The 15,600-nt window shown below is 71.2% G+C and carries 13 protein-coding genes and 1 riboswitch; of the genes, 7 read left to right on the top strand and 6 right to left on the bottom strand.

Annotated features, from left to right (window positions below; all coding sequences use genetic code 11):
- The first annotated feature begins 362 nt into the window (after positions 1-362).
- The 5 genes from rlmN (at position 363) to ACFC79_RS28820 (ending at position 6,648) form a co-directional block, all read left to right on the top strand.
- Entirely contained in the window at positions 363-1,469 is a 1,107-nt protein-coding gene (gene rlmN / locus ACFC79_RS28840; protein WP_376245882.1) for a 23S rRNA (adenine(2503)-C(2))-methyltransferase RlmN, read from the top strand.
- A gap of 145 nt (positions 1,470-1,614) precedes the next feature.
- Positions 1,615-1,731, top strand: a riboswitch (TPP riboswitch).
- A gap of 73 nt (positions 1,732-1,804) precedes the next feature.
- Positions 1,805-2,926, top strand: coding sequence for a thiamine ABC transporter substrate binding subunit (locus ACFC79_RS28835; protein WP_376245880.1), 1,122 nt, complete (start codon positions 1,805-1,807; stop codon positions 2,924-2,926).
- 179 nt (positions 2,927-3,105) lie between these two features.
- Positions 3,106-4,719: an ABC transporter permease gene (locus tag ACFC79_RS28830; RefSeq protein WP_376246007.1), complete on the top strand. Its 1,614-nt coding sequence runs from the start codon at positions 3,106-3,108 to the stop codon at positions 4,717-4,719.
- A gap of 22 nt (positions 4,720-4,741) precedes the next feature.
- Positions 4,742-5,767, top strand: coding sequence for an ABC transporter ATP-binding protein (locus ACFC79_RS28825; RefSeq protein WP_376245877.1), 1,026 nt, complete (start codon positions 4,742-4,744; stop codon positions 5,765-5,767).
- 428 nt (positions 5,768-6,195) lie between these two features.
- Entirely contained in the window at positions 6,196-6,648 is a 453-nt protein-coding gene (locus ACFC79_RS28820; protein WP_376245874.1) for an SRPBCC domain-containing protein, read from the top strand.
- Positions 6,649-6,782: 134 nt separating this feature from the next.
- Here the strand turns inward: ACFC79_RS28820 and ACFC79_RS28815 are convergent, their stop codons facing one another.
- From ACFC79_RS28815 to ACFC79_RS28800, 4 genes are all read right to left on the bottom strand, one after another.
- Positions 6,783-7,967 (bottom strand): hypothetical protein, encoded by a 1,185-nt coding sequence (locus tag ACFC79_RS28815; protein ID WP_376245871.1) that lies wholly within the window; start codon positions 7,965-7,967, stop codon positions 6,783-6,785.
- A complete protein-coding gene (locus ACFC79_RS28810) occupies positions 7,949-8,686 on the bottom strand; it encodes an ABC transporter ATP-binding protein (RefSeq protein WP_376245868.1) in 738 nt (245 codons plus the stop codon). Before ACFC79_RS28810 ends, ACFC79_RS28815 begins: the two co-directional genes overlap by 19 nt.
- Before the next feature lie 340 nt (positions 8,687-9,026).
- Positions 9,027-10,406 carry an aspartate aminotransferase family protein gene (locus ACFC79_RS28805; RefSeq protein WP_376245865.1) on the bottom strand — a complete coding sequence of 460 codons (1,380 nt, stop codon included), beginning with the start codon at positions 10,404-10,406 and terminating at the stop codon, positions 9,027-9,029.
- Positions 10,391-10,882 (bottom strand): Lrp/AsnC family transcriptional regulator, encoded by a 492-nt coding sequence (locus ACFC79_RS28800; RefSeq protein WP_376245862.1) that lies wholly within the window; start codon positions 10,880-10,882, stop codon positions 10,391-10,393. Before ACFC79_RS28800 ends, ACFC79_RS28805 begins: the two co-directional genes overlap by 16 nt.
- Positions 10,883-11,060: 178 nt before the next feature.
- Here ACFC79_RS28800 and ACFC79_RS28795 point away from each other — a divergent pair, with 178 nt between their 5' ends.
- Together ACFC79_RS28795 and ACFC79_RS28790 are read left to right on the top strand one after the other, a co-directional pair.
- Positions 11,061-12,500, top strand: a complete 1,440-nt coding sequence (locus tag ACFC79_RS28795; protein ID WP_376245860.1) for a gamma-aminobutyraldehyde dehydrogenase — start codon at positions 11,061-11,063, stop codon at positions 12,498-12,500.
- Between the two features lie 182 nt (positions 12,501-12,682).
- Positions 12,683-13,846, top strand: a complete 1,164-nt coding sequence (locus ACFC79_RS28790) for a PotD/PotF family extracellular solute-binding protein (protein WP_376246004.1) — start codon at positions 12,683-12,685, stop codon at positions 13,844-13,846.
- 156 nt (positions 13,847-14,002) lie between these two features.
- On the opposite strand, the gene ACFC79_RS28785 is transcribed toward ACFC79_RS28790, so the two are convergent.
- Complete coding sequence (locus ACFC79_RS28785) at positions 14,003-14,800, bottom strand: SAM-dependent methyltransferase (RefSeq protein ID WP_376245857.1); 798 nt, start codon at positions 14,798-14,800, stop codon at positions 14,003-14,005.
- Positions 14,801-14,881: 81 nt separating this feature from the next.
- Positions 14,882-15,586: a glycerophosphodiester phosphodiesterase gene (locus ACFC79_RS28780; RefSeq protein WP_376245855.1), complete on the bottom strand. Its 705-nt coding sequence runs from the start codon at positions 15,584-15,586 to the stop codon at positions 14,882-14,884.
- Positions 15,587-15,600 lie beyond the last annotated feature (14 nt).

The following is a 15,600-nucleotide window of genomic DNA, read 5'->3' as shown; positions in this document are numbered from 1 at the left end:
GTGCCGAAATCTTGCAGTAGTAGGCACCTCTCGTTGCGCGAAGCATCAGGGGCCCTGGTCCGCCTATGGGGTCGCGCAGCGCAAGGAGAAAGAAGCCAAGGCGAAGAAGCGCAGCATCCGCAAGAAGCGGTAAGAGCTGCTGGGAAGCGCACCGATGGTGGCACGCCTTGCGGGCGCGCGGTTCCCCACCTGGGGCTTTTACCTGCGGTAGAGCCATGACGCCGGGCCGTCTGTGGGCCGTCGAAGGGTCGCCAGTGACAACCGGTGACGACCAATGACGACCGGCTCCGCGTAGCCGTCGCCTGGCCTGAGCTGGGCGACGGCCCGGAGGACCACGGCGTGTCTGCGACACTGGATGGACCATGCCTAAGCCCGGAGAACTCACTTTCGTCGCGCCCCGCGGAGCCAAGAAGCCGCCGCGGCACCTCGCCGACCTCACGCCCGCCGAGCGCAAGGAGGCCGTTGCCGCGATCGGCGAGAAGCCGTTCCGCGCCCAGCAGCTCTCGCAGCACTACTTCGCGCGCTATGCGCACGACCCGGCGGAATGGACCAACATCCCCGCCGGCTCGCGGGACAAGCTCGCCGAGGCGATGTTCCCGGAGCTGATGTCGGTGGTGCGGCACATCAGCTGCGACGACGACACCACGCGCAAGACGCTGTGGAAGCTGCACGACGGGACGCTCGTCGAATCGGTCCTGATGCGCTACCCGGAGCGGGTGACGATGTGCATCTCGTCACAGGCGGGGTGCGGGATGAACTGCCCGTTCTGCGCCACGGGGCAGGCCGGTCTCGACCGCAATCTGTCGACGGCGGAGATCGTCCACCAGATCGTGGACGGCATGCGGGCGCTGCGCGACGGGGAGGTTCCCGGCGGCCCGGCGCGGCTCTCCAACATCGTCTTCATGGGCATGGGCGAGCCGCTGGCCAACTACAACCGGGTGGTCGGCGCGATCCGCCGGCTGACCGACCCGGAGCCGGACGGGCTGGGGCTCTCGCAGCGCGGCATCACCGTATCCACGGTGGGACTGGTGCCCGCGATGCTCCGTTTCGCCGACGAGGGCTTCAAGTGCCGTCTCGCCGTTTCGCTGCACGCCCCGGACGACGAGCTGCGCGACACGCTCGTCCCGGTGAACACGCGGTGGAAGGTGCGCGAGGTGCTGGACGCCGCCTGGGAGTACGCGGAGAAGTCGGGCCGCCGCGTCTCCATCGAGTACGCGCTGATCCGGGACATCAACGACCAGGCATGGCGCGGTGACCTGCTCGGCCGGCTGCTCAAGGGCAAGCGGGTGCACGTCAACCTGATCCCGCTGAACCCGACGCCCGGCTCCAAGTGGACCGCCTCCCGGCCCGAGGACGAGAAGGCGTTCGTCGAGGCGATCGCCGCGCACGGGGTGCCCGTGACCGTGCGGGACACCCGGGGCCAGGAGATCGACGGGGCCTGCGGGCAGTTGGCGGCGGCCGAGCGCTGAGACCGGGGCCGGGCCGGTGCCGCCGGACCGGATTCGGCCGGTGCCACCGGGACCGGAGCCGGGGCGGAACCGGGCCGCTCGGGGCGACGGAGGCCGCGGCGGCCCGGCTGGACCGCCCGTGTAGCCTGGGCCGGCAATCAACTTCATATTCCGACAGGGGAGCGCCACAGCGCTGAGAGTGCGGTACCGGGGACAGGCCGGCCGCAGACCCTCTGAACCTCGCCCGGGTCATTCCGGGTAGGAAGTTCGGTCATCAACTCATGCTGTTGCGCCCTGCCCGCGTCCCGCGGGTGGGGCCGCGTCTCTTCCTGGCCAAAATCCAGGAGGAATTCACGATGAACACCACGCGCAGGACCACGCAGCTCGCGGTCACGGCCGTCGCCGCCGCGCTCGGCGTCACGGCACTCGCCGGATGCGGCTCCGACACGTCGTCCTCCGGTTCCGGCGGTGCGAAGGACACGGGCACGAAGAAGTCGGGCGCGAAGACGGTGACTCTCGTCAGCCACGACTCCTTCAACGTCTCCGAGACGGTGCTGAAGGAATTCACCGCACGGACCGGCTACACCGTCAAGGTGCTGAAGAGCGGCGACGCGGGTGTCGCGCTCAACCAGGAGATCCTGACCAAGGGCTCGCCGCGCGGCGACGTCTTCTTCGGCGTCGACAACACCCTGCTCTCCCGCGCCCTCGACAGCGGGCTGTTCACACCGTACGAGGCGAAGGGGCTCGACGCCGTCGCAGCCGGCACCCGGCTGGACGCCGAGCACCGGGTCACCCCCATCGACACCGGCGACATCTGCGTCAACTACGACAAGAAGTACTTCGCCGACAAGAAGCTCGCCCCGCCGCGGACCTTCGACGACCTGGCGAAGCCCGCGTACAAGAACCTGCTGGTCACCGAGAACGCGGCGACCTCCTCGCCCGGTCTCGGCTTCCTCCTCGGTACCGTCGCCGCCTACGGCGAGAAGGGCTACCAGGACTACTGGAAGAAGCTGAGCGACAACGGCGTCAAGGTCGTGGACGGCTGGGAGCAGGCGTACAACGAGGAGTTCTCCGGCTCGGCCGGCGGCAGGAAGGCCAAGGCCGACCGGCCCCTCGTCGTCTCGTACGCCTCCAGCCCGCCCGTCGAGGTGCTGTACGCGAAGCCGCAGCCGGCCGAGGCACCGACCGGGGTCGCCACCGGGACGTGCTTCCGGCAGATCGAGTTCGCGGGCCTGCTGAACGGGGCGAAGAACGAGGAGGGCGGCAAGGCCCTGCTGGATTTCCTGATCGGCAGGACGTTTCAGGAGGACCTGCCGCTGAACATGTTCGTCAACCCGGTCGTCGAGGGCGCGAAGCTGCCCGAGCTCTTCACGAAGTTCGGCGCGACGGTCGACGAGCCGAAGACGGTCGCCCCGGACCTGATCGCCAAGAACCGTGAGCAGTGGGTCCAGTCGTGGTCCTCGCTCGCGGTGAAGTAGCGAAGTCCCCCGCGCGGGCAACGAGCGCCGGGGGAACGAACGCCGGGGGAGCGCGGGCCGCCGGGAGCGGTGCCGACGGGCGGGGCCCGGACGGTGCCGGGCCGAGTGCGCGGCCCGGCACCGTCCGACGGGTGCGCGGGCCGGGTGTGTGGCGGGGGAGTGCGGTGCGGCTCGGCCTGATGGCCGTGCCCGTCGCGTTCTTCTCGCTGTTCTTCGCCTATCCCGTCGTCGCGATCGTCGGGCGGGGGCTGAAGACGGACGGCGTCTGGCAGTTCGACAGGATCGGCGAGGTGCTGGGCCGACCGGAGATCCGCGACGTCCTGTGGTTCACCACCTGGCAGGCTCTCACCTCCACCGCGCTGACCCTGCTGATCGCGCTGCCCGGCGCCTATGTCTTCGCGCGCTTCGGCTTCCCCGGCAAACAACTGCTGCGGGCGGTCGTCACGGTGCCGTTCGTCCTGCCGACCGTGGTCGTCGGGACGGCGTTCCTCGCGCTGTTGGGGCGCGGCGGCTTCCTCGACGAGCTGTGGGGCGTGCGCCTCGACACCACCGTCTGGGCGATTCTGCTCGCGCATGTCTTCTTCAACTACGCGGTGGTGGTGCGGACCGTCGGCGGACTGTGGGCGCAGCTCGACCCCCGGCAGGAGGAGGCGGCGCGGGTGCTGGGTGCCGGACGGTTCGCCGCCTGGCGGCGCGTCACCCTGCCGGCCCTGGCCCCCGCCGTCGCCGCCGCCGCGCTGATGGTCTTCCTCTTCACCTTCACCTCCTTCGGCGTCGTGCAGATCCTCGGTGGTCCGGGCTACGCCACGCTGGAGGTGGAGATCTACCGGCAGACCGCCCAGCTGCTCGCCCTCCCCACGGCCGCCGTGCTGACCCTTGTGCAGTTCGCCGCGGTCGGCGCGATCCTCGCCGTGCACGCCTGGACCGTGCGGCGCAGGGAGACCGCGCTGAAACTGGTCGACCCGGCGCAGACCTCCCGCAGGCCGCGCGGTGCCGGGCAGTGGGCGCTGCTCGGCTCGGTGTTGCTGATCGTGCTGGTGCTGATCCTGCTGCCGCTCGGGGTGCTGGTCGAACGCTCGCTGGACACGGCGGGCGGTCACGGCCTCGACTTCTACCGCGCGTTGGGGTCCGTGGACGCGGGGGGCGGCACCTTCCTGGTCGCGCCGCTCGAAGCGATCGGGAACTCCGTGCGGTACGCCCTGGTGGCGACCGTGATCGCGCTGGTCGTCGGCGGGCTGGCCGCCGCGGCGCTGGCCCGGCGCGCGGGTCGGTTCGTCCGCGGCTTCGACGCGCTGCTGATGTTGCCGCTCGGGGTGTCCGCGGTCACCGTCGGCTTCGGCTTCCTGATCACCCTGGACAAGCCGCCGCTGGACCTGCGGACCTCCTGGATCCTGGTGCCGCTGGCCCAGGCGCTCGTCGGTGTGCCGTTCGTCGTGCGGACCATGCTGCCGGTGCTGCGTGCGGTGGACGGCAGGCTCAGGGAGGCGGCGGCGGTGCTGGGGGCGTCGCCGCTGCGGGTGTGGCGGGAGGTCGATCTGCCACTGGTACGACGGGCCCTGCTGGTCGCGGCCGGATTCGCGTTCGCGGTGTCGCTGGGCGAGTTCGGCGCGACGGTGTTCATCGCGCGGCCCGACCGGCCGACGCTGCCGGTGGCCGTCGCCCGGCTGCTGGGCCGGGCCGGGGAGCTCAACTACGGCCAGGCGATGGCCCTCAGCACCATTCTGATGGTGGTCTGCGCCGTCTCGTTGCTGCTGCTCGAACGCATCCGCACGGACCGGTCCGGGGAGTTCTAGAGATGTCCGGGGAGTTCTGGAGATGCTGACACTGGAATCGGCGACCGTCCGCTTCGGCGAGCGCAACGCGCTCGACGCGGTGGACCTGGAGGTCGCCGAGCACGAGATCGTGTGCGTGCTGGGGCCGAGCGGCAGCGGCAAGTCGACTCTGCTGAGGGTCGTCGCCGGGTTGCAGGTGCCGGACGGCGGCCGGGTGCTGCTGGACGGGGCGGACCAGGCCGGAGTGCCGGTGCACCGGCGCGGGCTGGGGCTGATGTTCCAGGACCACCAGCTGTTCCCGACCCGGGACGTCGGCGCCAATGTCGCCTTCGGCCTGCGGATGCGCGGGGTGCCGCGCCGCGACCGGGAGCGCAGGGTCGGCGAGCTCCTGGACCTGGTGGGCCTGCCCGGCGCCGAACGGCGGGCCGTCGCCGCGCTGTCCGGCGGGGAGCAGCAGCGGGTCGCGCTCGCGCGGGCCCTGGCCCCGAGTCCCAAGCTGCTGATGCTCGACGAGCCGCTGGGGCAGCTCGACCGCGGTCTGCGCGAACGGCTGGTGGTCGAACTGCGCACGCTCTTCGGCAGGCTGGGCACGACGGTGCTGGCCGTCACGCACGACCAGGGCGAGGCGTTCGCGCTCGCCGACCGGGTGGTGGTGATGCGGGACGGGCGGATCGCCCAGATCGGCACGCCGTTGGAGGTCTGGCGGCGGCCCGCCTCCGCCTTCGTCGCCCGGTTCCTCGGCTTCGACAACGTGGTGGCGGCGACGGTGACCGGCACGGTCGCCGACACGGCGTGGGGCAGCGTGCCGGTGCCCCAGGGCTCGCCCCAGGGGACGTGCGACCTGCTGGTGCGCCCGGCCGGGGTGCGGATCGGTGCGCCGGACGAGGGGCTGCGCTGCACGGTCGGGGCGCGCACCTTCCGGGGCAACCACGTCTCCGTACGGCTGTCGCCGGAGCGCGGTCCGGAGCTGGAGGCGGAGTGCGCCCTGCGGGACGCCCCCGAGGAGGGGGCGGCGGTCGGGATCGGCTTCGACGCGGCGGAGAGTGTGGTGCTGCCCGCCGCGCGGTGACGGGCCCGGGCCGCCCCGTCGGCGGGACGGTTCGTGGCACGGCGCCCCACGGCGAGGACGGGGCGCCGTTCACCGGACCGGGCGAACCGTGTCCGGCCGTTTCCCCGCCGCTCCTCTCCGGTGTCCGGAACCGCTCACGACCTGGGGAGCAAGCGGGAGCGGGCTCCCGACATCCTGCGATTCTCTCTCCCACATCGTTGTGGGTCGCGATGACTCCGTCATGCTCCCTCCTCCGCCTTGGATTCGAAGCCGCACGACGCCGCTCGCCGATCCACTCCCCGATGCTCCCCGGTTCATGGGTCCGCCCGGACCGGTCGCAGGCGACGGGTCCGGGCGGACCCGTCCCCGCAAGCTGGGGACGACGGAGCGACGGGCTCCGGGACGGCCGGGGCCGGATGCGCCCCGCGAAACGAGAGGGGACGGCAACCATGACTCGGTCGGCACATGAGGGCATCGACATCACCCGCGTCCTCGACGCCCCGCGCGAACGGGTCTTCGAAGCGTGGACGACCCCCGAGGACTTCGCCGCCTGGTACGGCGGTGACGCCGAGGTGCCGCTCGACCGGGTGTCGATGGACGTCCGGCCGGGTGGTACCTGGAGCCTGGTCATGATCGTGCCGGGCATCGAGATGCCGTTCTACGGGGTCTACCGCGAGGTGATCGCCCCCGAGCGGCTGGTGTTCACGCTCAAGGACGCCACCGCGCCCGCCGACACCGAGGGCGAGACGGTCGCCGTCACCTTCGGCGAGCGCGGCCGGGGCAGCACCGAGATGGTCTTCCGGCAGCGCGGGGGCAACCTCACGGCCGAGCAGTACGCGGCGGCCGAGGACGGGTGGGAGGCGTTCTTCGACGCCCTCGCGGCCCGGCTCGCCGCCCGCTGATTCCCGTACGTCCCCGGATCGCGCGGCCCGGCCCGCCTGTTCCGGACCCGGTGTGCTTGCTCCCGGACGGGGCCGCTCCCTCCCGCCCCGGCCCAACTGCTCCCGGACCGGCCCCGGTCCGGGAGCGCGCGCCGTCAGACAGTCAGCGGCAGGGCCGCCAGCTCGGCGATCAGCCAGGTCAGCGGGGCGAACACGATCAGTAGCACGGCCGTCCGCAGCGCCGTCGCGGAGCGCAGCGCGGACACCGGGGCGCCGAGCCGCAGCAGCGTCCGCGCCGTGTCGGCCCGGTCCTGCTTCGCCTCCAGGGCCGAGGTCAGCAGCGTGGCCGTCGTGCAACCGAGGACGAGCGCCGCGCCCAGCGTGGTGAGCGGGCCGAACGGACGCGGGCCCGACCCGTACAGCGCGTACGCGGCCACCACTGCGGAGAGGACCGCGCACACGATGCCGAGCGGCCCCCCGATCCGGCGCGCCTCGTCCATCAGCACCCGGCCGGCCAGCAGCCGTACGGCTCCGGGGCGTGCCGCCTGCAACAGTCGGCCGCAGTGGTACGCCAGGCCGGGCCCGGCCATGGCCAGGCCGATCGCGGTGAGCGCCCACCCCGCGAGCACTCCGGCGGGAGTGGCGTCGAGTCTTCCGGGGAGCGGGAGCAGGCTGTGGCCGTCGCCGCGGCTCAGATATGCCTCCACGGCGAGACCGAGCGAGGTCAGGGCCACGCCCCACGGCAGGCCGCCCGGAGGGCCCGCCGGAACGGGGTGCTCCTGCGGCGGATTGTCCGCGGCGGAGTCGTCCGGAGCCGGGGCGGTGGTGAGGGGCCGGACGCGCAGTGCCAGTGCGCTCGCCGTCGCCGCGGACACCGGGACCAGGGCCAGCAGCACCAGCGCCGCGGCGAGCGGCAGCGGTGCCCCCGCGTCGAGCAGCCCGGCCGCCGCACCGTCGAACGGCAGCCCGGACAGGTCTCCGCGCAGGTGCAGGAAGAGGAGCAGTGCGACTGCCGATCCGAGCGTGCAGGAGACGGCGGTGGAGACGGCTGCCAGGACGGTGAGCCGCACCGGGCCGAGGCCCACGGCGGACAGACCCGGGCGGGGCCGGGTGGCGGGGTCCGTGCGGGCCACCGCGACCGCGAACTGCACGGTGGCGGCCAGCGGCACGAAGCACCACAGCAGCCGCAGCACGGCCCCGGTGGACTGTGCCGGATGTCCCGACGCGTTGGCCAGGGCGCACAGCAGCAGGAAGCCGACCCCGGCGGACGCGGCCGCGACCAGCAGCCTGCGCACCAGGACCAGCGGACGGGAGCCCCGGGCTAGACGGAGAGCGAGCACGCCGCGCGGCCCTCCGCATCGGATACGGAGGGCAGGGCGGCGGTGGCGACACGGCGGCCGTCCAGCAGCGGGACGGTGCGGTCGGCGAGGGCGGCGACCTCCGCGTCATGGGTGGCCAGCACCACCGTGATGCGGTGCGACCGGGCCGCGGTGGTCAGGGTGCGCAGCACGTGCGCCCGGTCGGTGCGGTGCAGGGTGGCGGTCGGCTCGTCGGCGAAGATCACCGTCGGCGAGGCGGCCAGTGCGCGCGCCACGGCGATCCGCTGGCGCTCGCCCTGGAGCAGGGTGTGCGGTCGCTGCTTGGCACAGGTGCCGATGTCGAGCCGCTCCAGCCACTCCAGGCCGGTCCGCCGGGCCTCCCGGTGCGAGGCGCCGCGCAGCAGCAGCGGAAGGGCCACGTTCTCCCAGGCGTTCAGCTCCGGGACGAGCTGCGGATCGGGGGCGATCCAGCCGAACCTGTCGCGGCGCAGCCGCTCGCGCAGCCGGGGGCCCATGGTGTGGACGGGGACGCTGTTGAACCACACCTCGCCCTCTTCGGGCACCAGTTGACCGGACAGGCAGTGCAGCAGGGTCGTCTTGCCGCTGCCCCGGGGGCCGGTCACGGCGAGGATCTCGCCGTCGCGGACACCCATGGAGACTCCGCCGAGCGCGGGTGAGCCGTTGTGGGAGTGCTGTAGGGAACGCGCCCAGATCACGTCGTTGTCCGGCGGGGCCACCATGGCGTACACCTCGGTTCAGATCGTCATTCCCTTCCCCCGTACGGGGGAACGAAGAGCGGGCCGATCGGTCACTCGGCACCGTAGGGATCCGAACCTCGGTGTGGGCACAGCACACGGCCCGGGTGCGTTCCATCCCACTCGAATGGGCGCACCCGGGCCGTTGCGGGCCGTACGGGACGATCAACGGACGCCGGTCCGAAGGCGGTCGGGCGACGGCCGGACGCCGGAGCCCGGCGGGCGCGCCGGGCCGGGGTGGCCGCGGTACGCCGACCGGACGGCCGGACGCCGATCGGGGCCGGACCGTGGCCGGACCCCGATCGGACCGTGGATCAGAGCCTGATCAGAGCTTGGTCCACGCCTGCGTCAGGACGTTGCGCAGGATGCCCTCGATCTCGTCGAACGTCGACTGGTCGGAGATCAGCGGCGGCGCGAGCTGGACGACCGGGTCGCCGCGGTCGTCGGCCCGGCAGTACAGGCCGTTGTCGTACAGCGCCTTGGAGAGGAAGCCGTACAGGACGCGCTCGGTCTCCTCGTCGGTGAAGGTCTCCTTGGTGGCCTTGTCCTTCACCAGCTCGATGCCGTAGAAGTAGCCGTTGCCGCGGACGTCGCCGACGATCGGCAGGTCCAGCAGCTTCTGCAGCGTGGTGAAGAAGGCGTTCTCGTTGTCCAGGACGTGCTGGTTGAGGCCCTCGCGCTCGAAGATGTCGAGGTTGGCGAGGCCGACGGCCGCGGACACCGGGTGACCGCCGAAGGTGTAGCCGTGCAGGAAGGTGTTGTCACCCTCGTAGAACGGCGCGGCGACCCGGTCCGAGACGATGCACGCCCCGATCGGGGAGTAGCCCGAGGTCATGCCCTTGGCGCAGGTGATCATGTCCGGCACGTAGCCGAACTTGTCGCAGGCGAACATCGTGCCGAGGCGACCGAAGGCGCAGATGACCTCGTCGGAGACGAGCAGCACGTCGTACTTGTCGCAGATCTCGCGCACGCGCTGGAAGTATCCGGGCGGCGGCGGGAAGCAGCCACCGGCGTTCTGCACCGGCTCCAGGAAGACCGCGGCGACGGTGTCCGGGCCCTCGAAGAGGATCTGCTGCTCGATCTGGTCGGCGGCCCAGCGGCCGAAGGCCACCGGGTCGTCGCCGTGGATCGGGGCGCGGTAGATGTTGGTGTTCGCGACCTTGTGCGCACCGGGGACCAGCGGCTCGAAGGGGGCCTTCAGGGCCGGCAGGCCGGTGATCGACAGGGCGCCCTGCGGGGTGCCGTGGTAGGCGACCGCGCGGGAGATGACCTTGTACTTGGTCGGCTTGCCCTGGAGCTTGAAGTACTGCTTGGCGAGCTTCCAGGCGGTCTCCACCGCCTCGCCGCCGCCGGTGGTGAAGAAGACCTTGTTGAGGTCGCCCGGCGCGTAGTCCGCGAGGCGGTCGGCAAGCTCGACGGCCTTGGGGTGGGCGTAGGACCAGACCGGGAAGAAGCCCAGTTCCTGGCCCTGCTTGTAGGCCGCCTCGGCGAGCTCGTGACGGCCGTGGCCGGCGTTGACCACGAACAGGCCGGACAGGCCGTCGAGGTAGCGCTTGCCCTGGTCGTCGAAGATGTAGGTGCCCTCGCCACGCACGATGGTGGGAACGGGCGCGTTCTCGTAGTCCGACATGCGGGTGAAGTGCATCCACAGGTGGTCGTACGCGGTTCGGCTGAGGTCCTTGCTCACGGCTATCGGGTTCCCCACATATAGGTCTGCTTCTTGAGCTTCAGATAGACAAAGCTCTCGGTGGAGCGCACTCCGGGGATGGCCCGGATGCTTTTGTTGATCGTTTCCAGCAGGTGGTCGTCGTCCTCGCAGACGATCTCCACCATCAGGTCGAACGAGCCCGCGGTCATCACCACGTACTCGCACTCGTCCATGGCCGACAGCGCCTCGGCGACGGGGTCGAGGTCACCGTCGACATTGATGCCCACCATCGCCTGCCGGCGGAATCCCACGGTGAGCGGGTCCGTGACGGCGACGATCTGCATCACGCCCTGGTCGAGCAGCTTCTGAACGCGTTGCCGCACGGCCGCCTCGGACAGGCCGACGGCCTTGCCTATCGCGGCGTACGGGCGGCGCCCGTCCTCCTGGAGCTGCTCGATGATCGCGAGGGAGACGGCATCGACCGCGGGGGACGATCCGTTCCCGTTCCTGGAGTCTGCGCTGCGACTGGCCACGCATCCACTCTGCACCGGGACTCGTCGGTCTGGCAACCCCGGAGCGATGAAATTCGTTGTTTGAGGGTTCGGATGTCACTGAATCCGAAGTTCACGGCGGGTGGGCATGTCGAAAGCAACATCGGAACGACTAGGCTGGGCATCTCACTCATTGGACGTGTCGACAGGAGGGGTGGCTGTGACCACCGAGGTGCGCCGTCTGCGCAACTACATCAACGGAGAATTCCGGGACGCCGCCGACGGGCGGACCATCGACGTGGTGAACCCGGTGACGGAGGAGGTCTACGCGACCTCGCCGCTCTCGGGGCAGGCCGATGTCGATGCCGCGATGGACGCTGCCGCGGCCGCCTTCCCCGCCTGGCGCGACACCACCCCTGCCGAGCGTCAGAAGGCCCTGCTGAAGATCGCGGACGCCTTCGAGGAGCGCGCCGAGGACCTCATCGCCGCCGAGTCGGAGAACACCGGCAAGCCGCTCGAACTCACCCGCACCGAAGAAGTCCCGCCGATGGTGGACCAGATCCGCTTCTTCGCGGGCGCGGCCCGGCTGCTGGAGGGCCGCTCGGCCGGCGAGTACATGGAGGGCCTCACCTCCATCGTCCGGCGCGAGCCGGTCGGCGTCTGCGCGCAGGTCGCGCCGTGGAACTACCCCATGATGATGGCCGTCTGGAAGTTCGCCCCGGCGCTCGCCGCGGGCAACACCGTGGTCATCAAGCCGTCCGACACCACCCCGGCGTCGACCGTGCTGATCGCCGAGATCATCGGACAGATCCTGCCCAAGGGCGTCTTCAACGTGATCTGCGGCGACCGCGACACCGGCCGCGCGATGGTCGAGCACCCGACCCCGGCGATGGCCTCCATCACCGGTTCGGTACGGGCCGGCATGCAGGTCGCCGAGTCCGCCGCCAAGGACGTCAAGCGGGTCCACCTGGAGCTCGGCGGCAAGGCCCCGGTCGTCGTGTTCGAGGACACCGACATCGCCAAGGCCGTCGAGGGCATCTCCACGGCGGGCTACTTCAACGCCGGACAGGACTGCACGGCCGCGACCCGGGTCCTGGTCCACGAGTCCATCCACGACGAGTTCGTCACCGCGCTCGCCGAGGCCGCCGCCGCCACCAAGACCGGCCTGCCGGACGACGAGGACGTGCTGTACGGCCCGCTCAACAACGCCAACCAGCTCAAGCAGGTCAGCGGCTTCATCGAGCGGCTCCCCGCCCACGCCAGGGTCGAGGCGGGCGGCCACCGGGTCGGCGAGAAGGGCTACTTCTACGCCCCGACCGTCGTCTCCGGCCTCAAGCAGGACGACGAGATCATCCAGCACGAGGTCTTCGGCCCGGTCATCACCGTCCAGAAGTTCACGGACGAGGCCCAGGCCGTGGAGTACGCCAACGGCGTGGAGTACGCCCTCGCCTCCTCGGTGTGGACCAAGGACCACGCCCGCGCGATGCGCATGTCCAAGAGTCTCGACTTCGGCTGCGTGTGGATCAACACCCACATCCCGCTCGTCGCCGAGATGCCGCACGGCGGATTCAAGAAGTCCGGCTACGGCAAGGACCTCTCCGCCTACGGCTTCGAGGACTACACCCGCATCAAGCACGTCATGACCTCGCTCGACGGCTGACGCGCACCCCGCTTCCCGCCACGGCCCCGGGCACACGCCCGGGGCCGTGCCCGTGGTCGCCCCGCCCCTCCCGGTCTCGACAGGGTGTGCGGGCCGGGCGCACGCGGCTGGACGCTTGGTCCATTGCCGGTGCCGTCGCCGACCGGCATCCTGCGCAGGTGCGAGCAACCCCGAAGAACCCCATGTCCCGCCGGTCCCTGCTGCGCGCCTTCGGGGCCACGGCGACCGGAATCTCCCTGGTCGGCTGCGGAGTGCCGGCCGCCTACGTGCAGCCCGGCGACCGCGCGGGCCGTGACCTCTCGGCGCGCGACCACGCCCTGCACTTCGCGAACTGGCCGCTCTACATCGACACCGACGACGAGAACGCGTCGAGGCGGCCCACGCTCGACGCCTTCGGCAGGCGCACCGGGATCGCCGTCACGTACACCGAGGAGATCAACGACAACGACGAGTTCTTCGGCAAGATCAGCCCCGCACTGATGAACCATCAGGAGACCGGCCGGGACCTGATCGTCATCAGCGACTGGATGGCCGCACGGTTCGTACGGCTCGGCTGGGTGCAGGAGATGGACCGGGCGAAGCAGCCCAACGTCGCCAAGTACCTCGACCCGCAACTGCGTTCGCCCGCCTTCGACAACGGCCGGATGCACAGCGTTCCCTGGCAGTCGGGGATCACCGGCATCGCTTACAACCGCAAGCGGCTCGGCCGCGAGATCAAGCACCTGAGCGATCTGTGGGCGGACGACCTGCGCGGCAAGGTGACGCTGCTGTCCGGGCTCGACGAGGCATTCGCCCTCCTGATGCAGGGCAACGGCGTCGACATCACCCGCTGGCGGCCCGACGACTTCCACCGGATCTGCGACCAGGTCGAGAAGCTGGTCCGCAAGAAGCACATCCGCCGCTTCACCGGCAACGACTACATCAAGGACCTCTCGACCGGCGACGTGCTCGCCTGCCAGGCGTACTCGGGAGACGTCATCCAACTCCAGGCCGACAACCCGGAGATCGAGTTCGTGGTCCCCGAGGAAGGCGCCGAACTGTGGGCGGAGTCGCTGATGATCCCCAACCTCGCCCGCCACAAGCGCAACGCCGAGAAGCTCGTCGACCACTACTACGAGCCGGAGGTAGCCGCCGAACTGGCGGCCTGGGTCAACTACGTCTGCCCCGTCCCGGCCGCCCGCGACGTACTGGCCTCCGCCAAGGACGAGGAGACCGCCGCACTCGCCGAGGACCCGCTGATCTTCCCCGACGACGCGATGCGCAAGCGGCTGGCCATCGCCCGCGACATCACGTCCGAGGAACGCACCGAGTTCGCGAAGCGGTGGAACGCCGTCGTGGGCCTGTGAGCCGTACCGGGGGTGGCGCAAGGGGCTGGTGAACGCGGGCGTACGTTGCGGACGTGAGCGAGCGAAGAGCTCCGCCGAGGCCGAGAGGGCCGGGTACCCGGGGCGAGGCCGGGCACTCCCGCCGTGATGCGCCGTGAGCGCATCGGACCGGTGGCGTCAGGGCTTGCGTGCCACCGCGCCGAACTGGGCGACCTCCACCGCACCGGGTTCCGCGCGCCAGCGCCCGCAGGAGACGATGCCGGGTTCCACCAGGTCGAGGCCGGTCAGGAACGAGGCGAACTCGGCGCGGCTGCGGGCGGTGATCGGCGGGGTGGCGTTCTCGTTCCAGAACCGCATCGCCGCCTCGTTGCCCTCGCCGCCCAGTTCCGTCGTCGGGTGGGTGAGGGCCAGATGGCTGCCGGACGGCAACGCGTCCATCAGCGTCCGCACGATGCGCCGGGCCTCGTCCGTGTCCATGACGAAGTTGAGGATGCCGAGCAGCATGACCGCGACCGGCTTCGTCAGGTCCAGGGTCGGAGCGACGGCCCGCAGGATCTTCTCCGGGTCGTGGGCGTCCGCGTCGATGTACTCGGTCGCGCCCTCCGGGCAGCCGACGAGCAGCGCCCGGGCGTGCGCGAGCACGATCGGGTCGTTGTCGACGTACACCACCCGGGCACCGGGCGCGGTGCGCTGGGCGACCTCGTGCGTGTTGTCGGCGGTCGGCAGTCCGGTGCCGATGTCCAGGAACTGCGTGATCCCCGCCTCGCCGGCCAGATACCGCACGGCCCGCCCCAGGAACGCCCGGTCCGCGCGGGCCACTTCGCCGATGCTCGGGTACATGCCGGTGACCTGGTCGCCGACCTCCCGGTCGACGGGATAGTTGTCCTTTCCGCCGAGCCAGTGGTTCCACACCCGTGCGTTGTGGGCGATGTCGGAACGGATGCGGTCGGAAAGGGGTTTGCTCGCTTCGGACACGGCACTGCTCCTCTGGATCCGGGGCCGGCATCGCGGCGGATGCGGGTCCGTCCATGATGCCGGACCGGTCATGAAGGGCGGTCAGGAGGGCCGGGCGGGCAGGTGGCGGGCCAGCACGCCGCGCAGGACGTCGATGCGGTTCGTGGTGATGGAGTCCACCCCGGCGCGCACGAGGCGGCGCATGGTGAACCCGGTGTCGGCGGTCCAGGCGGAGACCAGCAGCCCGTCCCGGTGCAGGCGGTCCGTCAGGTCGCGGTTCACCAGGCCGAACCGGAAGTTCAGCCAGCGCGGCCGCACCGCGTCGAGCAGGGCGGCGCTCGGCGGGGCGAGCGTCGTGCGGGTCAGCGCGATCTCGGCGGACGGGTCGGCGGCGCGCACGCGCAGCATGGCATCGGCGCCCGCGCAGTAGTACGCCCGCCCGTCGGCGCCGCACTCGCGGATCACATCGACGATCCGGCGTACCGAGTCGTCGGTGGAACCGGGCAGGTCGACCATGACGCGGTGTCCCTCGGTGACGCGAAGCGCCTCGCGAAGGGTGGGCAGGCCGCCCCCGGTCAGTTCGGTGAGCCGGTCGTGGGTGAGCCGGTCGAGCCGCAGGCCGTGACCCCAGAGCCGGTCCAGCGTGGCGTCGTGCAGCAGGACCGGCACCCCGTCGCGGGTGACCCGCACGTCGATCTCCACCGCGTCCGCCCCGCGTTCGAGTGCGGAGCGGATCGAGGCGAGGGTGTTCTCGCGGACGCGGTACGGATCGCCGCGATGGGCCACGGCGGTGACGGAGGAGGCCATGGGGCCATTGTGGC

Source organism: Streptomyces sp. NPDC056061 (assembly GCF_042266885.1).
GTDB lineage: Bacteria > Actinomycetota > Actinomycetes > Streptomycetales > Streptomycetaceae > Streptomyces.
This window is presented reverse-complemented; position numbering and strand designations above follow the sequence as displayed.

Coding starts and splice junctions, on each gene's coding strand:
- ACFC79_RS28780 (WP_376245855.1), bottom strand. CDS start 15,586: ATGGCCTCCTCCGTCACCGCCGTGGCCCATCGCGGCGATCCGTACCGC.
- rlmN (WP_376245882.1), top strand. CDS start 363: ATGCCTAAGCCCGGAGAACTCACTTTCGTCGCGCCCCGCGGAGCCAAG.
- ACFC79_RS28830 (WP_376246007.1), top strand. CDS start 3,106: ATGGCCGTGCCCGTCGCGTTCTTCTCGCTGTTCTTCGCCTATCCCGTC.
- ACFC79_RS28790 (WP_376246004.1), top strand. CDS start 12,683: ATGTCCCGCCGGTCCCTGCTGCGCGCCTTCGGGGCCACGGCGACCGGA.
- ACFC79_RS28835 (WP_376245880.1), top strand. CDS start 1,805: ATGAACACCACGCGCAGGACCACGCAGCTCGCGGTCACGGCCGTCGCC.
- ACFC79_RS28825 (WP_376245877.1), top strand. CDS start 4,742: ATGCTGACACTGGAATCGGCGACCGTCCGCTTCGGCGAGCGCAACGCG.
- ACFC79_RS28810 (WP_376245868.1), bottom strand. CDS start 8,686: ATGGTGGCCCCGCCGGACAACGACGTGATCTGGGCGCGTTCCCTACAG.
- ACFC79_RS28820 (WP_376245874.1), top strand. CDS start 6,196: ATGACTCGGTCGGCACATGAGGGCATCGACATCACCCGCGTCCTCGAC.